Origin of the sequence: Campylobacter sp. BCW_6465, assembly GCF_001762815.1 — a bacterium.
In the GTDB taxonomy this organism is placed as follows: Bacteria; Campylobacterota; Campylobacteria; order Campylobacterales; family Campylobacteraceae; genus Campylobacter_D; species Campylobacter_D jejuni.
Window position 1 is genome coordinate 44,864 of the sequence record NZ_MJXN01000009.1, and the last position, 11,219, is coordinate 56,082.

An 11,219-nucleotide genomic window follows, 5' to 3' on the forward strand; every position below is an offset into this window, starting at 1 on the left:
TTATTTCTTTGTATAGTAATTTAATAAAAGAGTAGCCAAAAGTACCCCGCTTTTAGAATTTAATTTTGCAAGCTCATAACTTTCATAAAAAAACTCTAATTCTTCAGCGTTAAAATCTTTATATTTCACACATTCTTTAGCAAGCAATGCGATTTGATCCATAAGTTCATTTTTATCCAAATTTTCATTTTTTTGCAAAAAATCAAAAAGCATTCTTAAATCCATTCTTTTAAGATCCAAATCAAGTTTTTTAACCTCCTTTTCAACTTTTCTTTTTTCACAAATAAGACGTGATTTTATAGTGGGCAAAAGTAAATTTTTAGAAGGTACCACGATAAGAAATTTAATATTTTTTGGAGGTTCTTCAAGAAGTTTAAGTAAAAAATTTTGTGCTTCTACCCTATAAGAATCCGCCATTAAAACAATAATTTTTTCTTCAGTTTCTGCGATATAGCTTTCTTTTTCAACTGCTCTTGCATCATCGAGTAAAAATTCATTTTGTGGCATAAAAAATCTTAATTTTTTAATACCAAAATTATTAATCATTTCTTCTTTAATACCTAAAAAATCTTCACTGATAATAATCTTACTAATAAACAAAATATTTATCCTAATTGCACCTTGGAAAATAATATTGCATCCAAACTTACATCAAAAAGTTGATATAAACTAATAAGCTTGATATCCAAGTCTTTATCTTTAGAATTTAAATAAAAACTATCTTGCAACTGCTCATCAAAAAGCCACAATAAACTATCATCTCTTGATTTAGCGATTAAAGATTTATTATCAGAAGCACTTCCTATATAAAAATACACATAACCATTAGGAAAAGAAATGTCAAGCAAGTCGTTAAGCAAAGCTATATCCTCTGAACTTTGCACTTTCTTTTTACATAAAGAATTTAACGACACAAAAGGAAGCATGGGACGAGCGGCTTTTGAATTTATATTTTTTAAAAAATACTCTTCATACCAAGATCTTTGTTCATCACACATTAAGACAAAAGTGCGTCCCTCTAAAAGATATTTAAGTCTTGCAGCCATCAAAGGAGCCCATTCTAAACGACGCGACTCCAACCATGCCATAAAAGCTCCGCCATTGCGAATATTTTCAAGAGTAAAGCTTAAAAAATCACTCATTTATTTATCAAGCCCATAGCACTCATGTAGTGCTCTAACTGCAAGTTCTCCGTATTTTTCATGAACTATCATCGAAATTTTTATTTCACTAGTAGAAATCATACCGATATTAATACCCTCATCAGCTAAAGCTTTAAAAGCCTTGCTTGCCACCCCTGAATGCGACTTCATACCTACACCCACTATGGAAACTTTTACCACAGCGCTATCGCTTTCTATGGTTGTTTTTGGACTTAAAATTTTTTGCATAGCATTTTTGACTAATTCAAGTTCATTTTGAGGAACTGTAAAACCTAAATTTGTAGCACCATCAACTCCAACATTTTGTATAATCATATCTACATTAATATTTTCATTTGCTAAAACAGAAAAAATTTCAGCTGCGATTCCAGGTTTATCTTCTACATTTCTTAAAGTCACTCTTGCTTGATTTTTATCTAAAGCAATACCACTTACTAAAGCTTGTTCCATTCCATCTTCCTTTGTTATCATTGTTCCTTCGTTATTGTTAAAACTACTTCTGGTTACTAAGTTAACATTTAATTTTTTTGCAAGCTCTACAGAACGATTTTGCAAAACTTTTGCACCCAAACTTGCAAGTTCAAGCATTTCTTCATAAGAAATTTTATCCAATTTCTTTGCCTTTGGTTCAATTCTTGGATCTGTTGTATAGACCCCATCAACATCGGTATAAATTTCACACAAATCCGCATTTAAGGCACCTGCTACTGCCACAGCACTTAAATCGCTTCCGCCACGCCCTAAAGTAGTTACATTACCTTCCTCATCTACACCTTGAAAACCCGCTATAACGACTATTTTACCATTTTGAAGTTCTGATTTTATCGCTTTTGTATCAATATGATGAATTCTTGCCTTTGTAAAAACACTATCTGTAATAATTCCTGCTTTTCTCCCAGAAAATGATATAGCAGGATAACCCTTTTCATTTAAAGCAATAGAAAGTAAAGCGCTTGTTACACGCTCTCCGCTACTTAAAAGCATATCCATATCTTTGCCATTAGGAGTTTTACTAAAATATTCAGCTTGCTCGATAAGAGTATTTGTCACCCCACTCATTGCAGATACTACAACAACAAGTTGATTACCCTGTTGCGCACTCTGAATAACCCTATTGGCTACTGCTTCGATACGCTCAAGTGTTCCAACGCTTGTTCCACCATATTTTTGAACTATAAGCATTTTAGATATAACCTTTCTCTTCAAAATATTTGATCACTTTAACATAAATATTTTTTTTGAAATGATTAATCATTTCAAAAATTTGTTTAACACTCACAAATTGATAATCATCAAATTCAGGATGCTTGGTATTGATATTGATTGTAGCACTGTGCTTTAAACGCACTAAAAAATATTTTTGAATCTGTCCATCATAAGGATACATTTTTTTAACAATTTTACTCGGAAAATCATAACTCAACCATTCTGGATACTCAGCAATGATTTCAACCTCATCGGTGCCTATTTCTTCTTTTAGTTCTCTAAATAAAGCGTTTTTGACACTTTCACCTTTATCAATACCTCCTTGTGGAAATTGCCAAATATTATCCATATCACTTCTTCTAGCTATAAAAATCTTACACTCAAAAGGATAAGAACTTGACAAAATAACAGCTGCAACATTTGGTCTATAATTTTTCTCGTTTTCCACAATATTTTTCCTTAATTTAAAGGAAATAATTTTAACCTAAATCAAATCAAATTTTTATTAAAATACATTAAAAAAATTTAATAAAATATTTTAGGGTTTTTATGCATTTTTATATCCATATTCCATTTTGTGAAAGCAAATGTAATTATTGTGCTTTTACAAGTTTGAAAAAAAATGATTATGAAAAAGCCTATTTTAAGGCTTTAAAAGAAGATATTGTTTTTCAATTAAAACAATTTAACATTCAATCAAATCAAATTAAAACCTTATTCATAGGCGGAGGAACACCAAGTTGTGTTGATGCGTATAATTATGAAGATATTTTTAAAATTTTATATCCTTTACTAGATAAAAATGTAGAAATTTCATGCGAAGCTAATCCCAACTCAGCAGCATTAAATTGGCTTAAAAATATGAAAAATCTAGGAGTTAATCGCATTTCTTTTGGAGCTCAAAGTTTTCATCCTAAAAAACTTCACTTTCTTGGAAGAATTCATAATCAAGAAATGATTATCAAAGCATTAGAAAACGCAAATAAAGTAGGTTTTAAAAATATCAATTTAGATCTTATTTATGATACAAAATTAGACAATAAAAAAATGCTTGAATTTGAACTCTTATACTTAAAACAAATCAAGGCTTTAATCACACACCTTAGTGCTTATAATTTAACCATAGAATCAAACACAGCCTTTGCCAAAAAAGAACACTTTAAAAAAAATGCTCTTAATTTAATGAAATTTTTCATCAAACAACTCCTAGAGCTTGACTTTTTTCAATATGAAATCAGTAATTTTTCAAAAACCAAAGCCCAAATTTGCAAACATAATCTTGCTTATTGGCAAGGAAAAAACTACCTAGCTTGTGGATTAAGTGCGGTAGGATTTTATGAAAACAAGCGTTTTTATACAGCAAAAAATTTAAAAAATTACATAGAAAATCCCACTTTTAGATCTATAGAGCAGCTAAGTTTTAAAGACTTGAATTTAGAACACCTATTTTTAGGACTTAGAAGTATAGTAGGGATTGATGAAACAAAACTCAATCAATGGCAAAAAGACAAAATAAATATATTATTAAAAGAAAAAAAACTTTTTTACAAAAATAAAAGATATTTTAATCCTAATTTTCTCATTAGCGATGAGCTTGCTTTATATCTCTCATCTTAAATTTAAGTTTTTTAAGTAAAATATTTATTTAAAATATCAAATCAAAGAGTAACGATTAATGAGTTTTGGTGAAATTATAGTTATTTTAGTTGTAGCGATTTTAGTCTTAGGGCCTGATAAACTTCCAGAAGCTATAGTACAAATAGCAAAAATTCTAAAAGCTGTAAAACGCAACATAGATGATGCAAAATCAAGCATAGAAAAAGAAATACGCATCAATGACTTAAAAGAAGAAGCTAAGAAATACAAAGATGAATTTTCAAGCACTAATGAAAACATACGCAAAAAACTCAGTTTTGAAGAATTTGATGACCTTAAAAGAGATATTTTAGATAAAACAAAGGTAGATTTAACCTTTGATAGCAGAGATGATAACACAAAAAATAACCTTAGCGGACAAAATTTAAATACAGAAGAAAAACCAAATCTTAGCAAATTAGAAACACAAGATAAAACGGAAAAATAAATGTTTGAAGAATTAAGACCTCATTTAATAGAACTTAGAAAACGCCTTTTTATAAGCGTTGCTTGCATTGTAGTTATGTTTATTGTATGTTTTGCTCTACGAAGCTATATCTTAGATATTCTAAAAGCTCCACTTATAGCTGTTTTGCCCGAAGTAGCCAAACATGTGAATGTAATTGAAGTACAAGAAGCCTTATTTACTGCAATGAAAGTTAGTTTTTTTGCAGCCTTTATCTTTTCTTTACCTGTAATTTTTTGGCAATTTTGGAAATTTGTAGCTCCAGGACTTTATGATAATGAAAAACGCCTTGTGGTGCCTTTTGTTAGCTTTGCAAGCATTATGTTCGCCTTAGGGGCTTGTTTTTGCTATTTTGTTGTAGTGCCTTTGGCTTTTAAATTTTTGATTAATTTTGGTTTAAATGAAGATTTTAATCCTGTGATTACCATAGGAACTTATGTAGATTTTTTTACAAAAGTTGTTGTGGCTTTTGGTTTAGCTTTTGAAATGCCTGTAATTGCCTTTTTCTTTGCTAAAATCGGGCTTATAGATGATAGTTTTTTAAAACGCCATTTTCGCATAGCTGTTTTAGTTATTTTTGTTTTTTCAGCCTTTATGACTCCACCTGATGTTTTATCTCAATTTTTAATGGCAGGACCACTTTGCGGACTTTATGGACTTTCTATTTTAATTGTTCAAAAGGTAAATCCTGCCCCAAAAGATAAAGAAAGTGATGAATAAAGACTTACTTCTTTCAAGCTATGATTACACTCTAGCTAATGAACTCATAGCTAACTATCCTGCAAATCCAAAAGAAAATGCTAGGCTTTTGGTTTTTGATCGCAAAAACAAAGAAATTTTTCACACTACTTTTAAAAATTTACAAGACTTTTTACCCAACTGCGCGATTTTTTTCAATGATACTAAAGTTATTAAAGCAAGAATTTATGGCAATAAAGCAAGCGGAGGAAAAATAGAGCTTTTCTTGCATCAACCTTTTTTAAATTCTCACAATCCACTTTTTCTAGCTCAAATTAAAGGGCGTGTTAAAAAAGATGAAATCTTATATTTTAGAGAGGATTTAAAAGCGCACGTTGTAGAACTTTTAGATGATGGTCTTCGAAAAGTTCAATTTTTTCAAAATGATAAAACCTTAGACACCTCAAATCTTTACAACCTGCTTGACAAGATAGGACATATACCCTTGCCTCCTTATATTAAAAGGGAGGATGAAAAAAGTGATTTGAAAGATTATCAAAGTATCTTTGCAAAAAATTTAGGCGCGGTAGCTGCTCCAACTGCAAGTTTGCATTTTAGTGAGACTATGCTTGAAAATTTAAGAAAAAAACACGAAATTTATCATTTAACCTTACATGTAGGAGCTGGAACCTTTAAAAGCGTGGAATGTGAAAATATACAAGAGCATAAAATGCATAGCGAATTTTTTAATATTCCGCAGCAAGCATGTGAAATTATAGATTCAAAACAAGCTATTTTAGGCGTAGGAACAACGGTAACAAGAACTATAGAATATTACGCAAGAACTAAAACAAAAAATGGTTTTTGTGATCTTTTTTTACACCCGCAAAATCCACCTATAAGACAAAATCATCTTTTGACCAATTTTCATTTACCAAAATCTACTCTTATCATGCTAGTTTCAGCTTTTATCGGTAGAGAACAGTGTTTAAAACTTTATGAACTTGCCATAAAAGAAAAATATCGCTTTTACTCTTATGGCGATGCGATGCTAATCTTGTGATTTTTCTTTAAAATTTATTGCTATTTTAGCTTGAAGTTTTAGCCAATCTTTTTGAAGCATGATAGGAAAACCACCATAAACGCGCCCGCCTTCTAAATTTTTACTCACACCGCCTCTTGCAGCTATAGTACTAAAATCGCCTATTTTTAAATGTCCACTCGTTGCACTTTGACCACCCATAATAACATTGCGTCCTAACTCACTTGAACCTGAAATTCCAGTTTGTGCTACAATGATACAATTTTGACCTATATTGCAATTATGTCCGATTTGAACTAGATTGTCTACCTTAGTGCCTGCTTTGATAATAGTACTATCAAAAACTGCTCTATCTATAGTTGTACAAGCCCCCACTTCTACAAAATCTTCTAAAATCACATTGCCATTATGATAAATTTTATAATGTTCGCCGTTTTTATTGTGCGCATAACCAAAACCATCGCTTCCTATTACACAATTAGCAAGCAAATGACATTTTTTACCTATTTTAGTGTCATTATAAATCACTACATTAGGATGGATAATACTCTCATCGCCAATGCTGACATTATCGCCTATATAAGCTCCTGCCATAATGATTACATTATCACCTATATAGACATTATCACCTATATAGACATTAGGCATAATTCTTGCGCTTTTTGCGATATTTTGCACTTTTTCTTTAGCTGTGCTTATCAAAGGCTTAGCAAAAAGCTTGCTTAAAAAAGCAAAATTCAAATGTGGATTTTGAGTAATCAAAGCTTTAGTATCTTTAGGCACTAAATTTTCATATTCTTTAGATACTAAAATAGCAGCAGCTCCTGTATGAGGTATATCTTTGGTATTTTTCTCACCATCACAATAAGTAAGCTCTGTAAAATTTGCTTTCAATAAAGAATTTAAAGCACTGATTTCTATATCCTCACCTTTATACTCCAAGCTTAAAAATTCTGCTATTTCACTTAATTTCATTTAATCTCCATCAAAACAGATCCACTGCGAACTATATCACTAGGATTGTATTTTTTAATTGTTTTTAAAAAATTATCAATGCGATTTGCATCATCAGCAACCATTAAAAACAAAAAATTCTCATTACTATTTGCAATAGTACCATTATAAGCTTTCAAAACGGCATCAAGTCCACCTAAATTTTCATTTAAAGGAATTTTCACCAAAGCCATTTCTTTGTCAATAAATTCTTCACTTTCTATCACTTTATAAGTAGGAATAAGCTTATGAAGTTGTTTGACTATCTGCTCAAAAGTTCTTTCATTTCCTGAAGTGACTATATTAATACGCGAAAATTCTTTATTTTCCAAAGGTGCTACTGTGAGCGAGTCAATATTATAACCTCTTCCTGAAAAAAGTCCTACTATACGAGATAAAACCCCATGCTCATTTAAAACAATTACCGATAAAACCCTTCTCATTGTCTATCCTTTGCCTTTGGTAAAATCATATTATAAATCGCACTTCCTGCAGGCACCATAGGTAAAACATCTTCAAAGCGATCAATTTTTACATTTAAAAGAGAGGTTTTATCACTTTTTAAAGCTTGGTTAAAAGCTTGAATGAATTCTTCTTTGCTTGAAATTTCATAACCTTCGCAACCAAAGCCTTGAGCAATTTTGATAAAATCAGGCTGAGTGCTTAAATCTGTTTGTGAAAAATGCTCTTTATAAAACATACTTTGCCATTGTCTTACCATACCTAAAAAGGCATTATTTAAAATAATATTTATAGTTTTTATACCATACTCACGAGCAGTCATAAGCTCTTGGATATTCATTAAAACCGATCCATCACCTACGAAATTAATCACCACTTCTTCATCCACAGCAAGCTTTGCACCCAAAGCAGCAGGCAAAGAATATCCCATAGTTCCTTGCCCTCCACTTGTTGCAAGCTGTCTTGGATAATTAAAAGGATAAAACTGTGCTACCCACATTTGATGCTGACCCACATCGGTAATAATCCTTGCATCAGGAGCCATCTTCGCACATTCTTCAATCACCCATTGCGGTTTTAAAACTTCATTGCTATCTTCATAAGAAAGTGGATAAAGTTCATTATAACGCTTTAAAGTTTCGTGCCATTCTTTAAAAGTTGTGTTGAAATTTTCCTTTTTAAGCTCTTCTAAAAGCTCTTTAAGAACTTCTTTAATATCTCCTACTATAGGATAATGCGCATTGATAATCTTTGAAATAGAACTAGGATCAATATCAACATGAACTATAGTCGCATGTTTGGCAAATTCACTTGTTTTTCCTGTAATCCTATCATCAAATCTCGCTCCTACACTCACGAGCAAATCACACTCACTTAAAGCCATATTAGCGGCATAGCTTCCATGCATACCTGCCATTTTAAGATTAAAAACATCATCACTTCTTAAAGTTCCAAGCGCCATTAAGGTTTCAACTGCTGGAATTTTTGTAAATTTTACAAGCTCTCTGATTTGCTCGCTTGCATTAGAACTGATACAACCTCCACCCAAGTAAAATAAAGGTCTTTTTGCTTCTTTTAAAAGCTCTGCAAATTTTTTAATTTGCTTTGAGTTGCCCTTATAAACAGGCTTATAAGTTTTCATAGAAATTTCTTTAGGATATTCCCAAAGTCCCAAAGTTGCACTTACATCTTTTGGCACATCTATATGCACAGGCCCAGGTCTACCACTTCTTGCTATATAAAAAGCCTCTTTTAAAATGCGTGGAAACTCTTCTATGCAAGTAACTAAATAATTATGCTTTACACAAGGTCTTGAAATACCTACTGCATCAATTTCTTGAAAAGCATCTGTACCAATAAGAGAATTTGCCACCTGCCCTGAAATCAATATTAAAGGGATAGAATCACTATAAGCCGTAGCTAGACCTGTAACAGTATTTGTAAAACCTGGTCCGCTTGTAACTATAGCTACGCCCACTTCTCCGCTCATTCTTGCGTAAGCATCAGCAGCATGCAGAGCCGCTTGTTCATGACGCACTAAAATATGTTTAAAATACTTTTGGTTGTAAATTTCATCATAAATATTAAGCGCAGCGCCTCCAGGATAGCCAAAAACAATTTTAACATTTTCTTCTTTTAAAGCCTCGCAAATCATTGCTGAACCGCTTAACTCTTTCATAATAACACTCCAAAAAATTATTGTAAAAGCTCTTTAAGTGCCAAATTAAGTCTTTTGCCATCAACACTCGCACCTAATTTTATTTTAGCTTCTTTCATCACCAAACCTTGTTCTTTTAGTGAACTTACGCCCAATTCTTCTATAAGTTGTTTTAAGGCTAGAGTTAACTCCTCATCACTTAGTTGTTTAGGCAAATAAATTTCAAAAAGACTTATTTCATTTTGTTCTTTTTGTGCTAAATCTTCACGATTTGCCTTAAGATAAAGTTCGATTGCGTCTTTGCGTTTTTTGATTTCACTTGCAATGATTTTATAAATTCTTTCATTATCCAATTCTATTCTTTCATCCACTTCTATTTGCTTAAAAGCTGCATTTAGAGTTCTTAAACTATCTCTTTTAAAATCATCTTTTTGCTTCATTGCCTCTTTGATATCGTTTAAAATTTGTTCTTTTAAAGTCATTTTTTTCCTTTTTAGTTAAAATTACAAGCTTTAAGGTTTAAACCAAAACCTTCTAAGCCTATATAGTCTTTATCACAACTTTGAGATAAAAGTTTAATTTCTTCTATACCAAAATATCTTAAAATCTGTGCTCCTATACCATAGTTTTTGTATTGAGTGGTGCTGAATTTTTCTCCTTGCATGAAAACTATAACGCCACCATTTTCACTAAGAAATTTGATTTGCTCTAAAAGTTTTGAAAATTTATCTGAAGTTAAAAGCTCAAAATCACTACCACTGATATGAAATTTTACATTTTCACATTTTTTGATATCATTAAAGCAAAAAGCTATGTGTTGGGTTTGATTATGATCGCTAAAGATAAATTTTTCTGCTTTAAAGCCTGCTAAAACACTTTGACTTTTTTCTTCAAGCTTAATAAGGCTTTCATGTTTTAGGCGATATTCTATAAGATCGCTTACGGCTATCATGTTTAAATCATGCTTTTGGCAAAAAAATTCTAGATCTTCTCTTCTTGCCATATCTCCATTATCTTTTACAATTTCACAAATCACACAAGCACCTTTTAATCCTGCTAATTTACAAAGATCAACCGTGCCTTCTGTATGACCTGTGCGTTCTAAAACCCCACCTTTTTTTGCGATTAAAGGATTGATATGTCCTGGTCTTACAAAATCACTCGCTTTAGCATTATCATCAGCAAAAATTTGTATAGTCATATTTCTTTCATAAGCACTAACTCCCGTTGTAGCATCTTTTGCATCTACGGTTATGGTAAAAGCAGTTTCGTGGTTTGAAGTATTTTTAGGCACCATTAAAGGAAGTTCAAATTTTTTTGCCAAAGTTTCATCTAAAGCTACACAAACCACACCACGAGCTTCTTTTATCATGAAATTTACTTTTTCTTGAGTGCTAAATTGCGCAGGAAAGATTAAATCGCCTTCATTTTCTCTATCTTCTGCATCTACCATAACAAGCATTTTTCCTGCTTGCAAATCCTTAATCGCTTGTTCTACGCTAACAAATTTCACCTTTATTTCCTTAAAATTTTTAAAATTATAACTTAAATTGCTTGACAAATAAATTAAAATTCACTATAATTAAACTTTTAAAAAATATTTATTGGGGTATCGCCAAGCGGCAAGGCAACAGGTTTTGGTCCTGTCATTCAGGGGTTCGAATCCCTTTACCCCATCCACTTCTTATTTTATATTTCAAAGTATCTTATATGCCGCGAAGTAGAGCAGTGGTTAGCTCGTCGGGCTCATAACCCGAAGGTCGGGAGTTCAAATCTCCCCTTCGCAACCAAATGTATTAATCTTCAATCCTCTTCACTTCTTTTTAATTGTATTAAAATAATTTAAAATGATTGTATTGTTAATCTTAGCTGAGTTTTTAAAATACTTTAAAAGAATGATTGTAATCTAAAAAGAGT

At 31.5% G+C, this 11,219-nt stretch carries 12 protein-coding genes, 2 tRNA genes and 1 pseudogene; 6 read left to right on the forward strand and 9 right to left on the reverse strand.

What is annotated here, in order from left to right; translation table 11 throughout:
• From AJ886_RS00285 to AJ886_RS00300, 4 genes are read right to left on the reverse strand one after another with little or no spacing between them, the layout of a single operon-like run.
• Complete coding sequence (locus AJ886_RS00285) at nt 1-600, reverse strand: DNA polymerase III subunit delta' (protein WP_070286997.1); 600 nt, start codon at nt 598-600, stop codon at nt 1-3.
• A gap of 5 nt (nt 601-605) precedes the next feature.
• Entirely contained in the window at nt 606-1,142 is a 537-nt protein-coding gene (locus AJ886_RS00290; protein WP_002861289.1) for a HobA family DNA replication regulator, read from the reverse strand.
• Complete coding sequence (locus AJ886_RS00295; protein ID WP_002880294.1) at nt 1,143-2,345, reverse strand: aspartate kinase; 1,203 nt, start codon at nt 2,343-2,345, stop codon at nt 1,143-1,145.
• Nucleotide 2,346: 1 nt separating this feature from the next.
• Nucleotides 2,347-2,817: an RNA pyrophosphohydrolase gene (locus AJ886_RS00300; RefSeq protein WP_044794063.1), complete on the reverse strand. Its 471-nt coding sequence runs from the start codon at nt 2,815-2,817 to the stop codon at nt 2,347-2,349.
• Nucleotides 2,818-2,918: 101 nt separating this feature from the next.
• Here AJ886_RS00300 and hemW point away from each other — a divergent pair, with 101 nt between their 5' ends.
• From hemW to queA, 4 genes and pseudogenes are all read left to right on the forward strand, one after another.
• The gene (gene hemW / locus AJ886_RS00305) at nt 2,919-3,986 is read left to right on the forward strand and encodes a radical SAM family heme chaperone HemW (protein ID WP_070286998.1); all 1,068 of its coding nucleotides are present in this window, start codon (nt 2,919-2,921) and stop codon (nt 3,984-3,986) included.
• Nucleotides 3,987-4,044: 58 nt separating this feature from the next.
• Nucleotides 4,045-4,460, forward strand: a pseudogene (tatB, locus tag AJ886_RS00310) (Sec-independent protein translocase protein TatB).
• Nucleotides 4,453-5,190: a twin-arginine translocase subunit TatC gene (gene tatC / locus AJ886_RS00315; RefSeq protein ID WP_002856930.1), complete on the forward strand. Its 738-nt coding sequence runs from the start codon at nt 4,453-4,455 to the stop codon at nt 5,188-5,190. The pseudogene tatB and the gene tatC overlap by 8 nt, the downstream one beginning before the upstream one ends.
• Complete coding sequence (gene queA, locus AJ886_RS00320) at nt 5,183-6,211, forward strand: tRNA preQ1(34) S-adenosylmethionine ribosyltransferase-isomerase QueA (RefSeq protein WP_070286999.1); 1,029 nt, start codon at nt 5,183-5,185, stop codon at nt 6,209-6,211. The genes tatC and queA overlap by 8 nt, the downstream gene beginning before the upstream one ends.
• On the opposite strand, the gene lpxD is transcribed toward queA, so the two are convergent.
• Genes lpxD through AJ886_RS00345 form a run of 5 tightly spaced genes read right to left on the reverse strand, consistent with a single transcriptional unit; the run spans nt 6,200 to nt 10,815 of the window.
• A complete protein-coding gene (lpxD, locus tag AJ886_RS00325) occupies nt 6,200-7,165 on the reverse strand; it encodes a UDP-3-O-(3-hydroxymyristoyl)glucosamine N-acyltransferase (RefSeq protein WP_070278477.1) in 966 nt (321 codons plus the stop codon). The two genes, queA and lpxD, sit on opposite strands and share 12 nt — an antisense overlap.
• Entirely contained in the window at nt 7,162-7,626 is a 465-nt protein-coding gene (gene ilvN / locus AJ886_RS00330) for an acetolactate synthase small subunit (RefSeq protein WP_002852211.1), read from the reverse strand. The genes lpxD and ilvN overlap by 4 nt, the downstream gene beginning before the upstream one ends.
• The gene (locus AJ886_RS00335) at nt 7,623-9,323 is read right to left on the reverse strand and encodes an acetolactate synthase large subunit (protein ID WP_070287000.1); all 1,701 of its coding nucleotides are present in this window, start codon (nt 9,321-9,323) and stop codon (nt 7,623-7,625) included. The genes ilvN and AJ886_RS00335 overlap by 4 nt, the downstream gene beginning before the upstream one ends.
• Nucleotides 9,324-9,340: 17 nt before the next feature.
• Nucleotides 9,341-9,784 carry a GatB/YqeY domain-containing protein gene (locus AJ886_RS00340; protein ID WP_002852081.1) on the reverse strand — a complete coding sequence of 148 codons (444 nt, stop codon included), beginning with the start codon at nt 9,782-9,784 and terminating at the stop codon, nt 9,341-9,343.
• Between the two features lie 11 nt (nt 9,785-9,795).
• Complete coding sequence (locus AJ886_RS00345; protein WP_070287001.1) at nt 9,796-10,815, reverse strand: bifunctional 3,4-dihydroxy-2-butanone 4-phosphate synthase/GTP cyclohydrolase II; 1,020 nt, start codon at nt 10,813-10,815, stop codon at nt 9,796-9,798.
• A 92-nt stretch (nt 10,816-10,907) separates the two neighbouring features.
• Here AJ886_RS00345 and AJ886_RS00350 point away from each other — a divergent pair.
• Nucleotides 10,908-10,982: transfer RNA gene (locus AJ886_RS00350), tRNA-Gln, on the forward strand.
• Between the two features lie 34 nt (nt 10,983-11,016).
• Nucleotides 11,017-11,092: transfer RNA gene (locus tag AJ886_RS00355), tRNA-Met, on the forward strand.
• Nucleotides 11,093-11,219 lie beyond the last annotated feature (127 nt).